General features: G+C 48.6%; 1 protein-coding gene. It reads left to right on the forward strand.

The features are described from left to right. A partial coding sequence (locus tag AN391_RS20240) for a GTP-binding protein (RefSeq protein ID WP_235576519.1) occupies positions 1-218 on the forward strand: 218 nt, incomplete at both ends.

The raw sequence follows: 218 nt of genomic DNA on the forward strand, positions 1-218 counted from the left end.
GAGTACGATACACCAACTCGTCACTACGCACACGTAGATTGTCCTGGACACGCCGATTATGTTAAAAACATGATCACCGGTGCTGCTCAGATGGACGGCGCTATCTTAGTAGTAGCTGCGACTGACGGCCCTATGCCACAAACACGTGAGCACATCCTACTTTCTCGTCAGGTTGGCGTACCTTACATCGTTGTATTCATGAACAAATGTGACATGGT

The organism is Pseudoalteromonas sp. P1-13-1a (assembly GCF_001401875.1).
Taxonomy (GTDB): Bacteria; Pseudomonadota; Gammaproteobacteria; order Enterobacterales; family Alteromonadaceae; genus Pseudoalteromonas.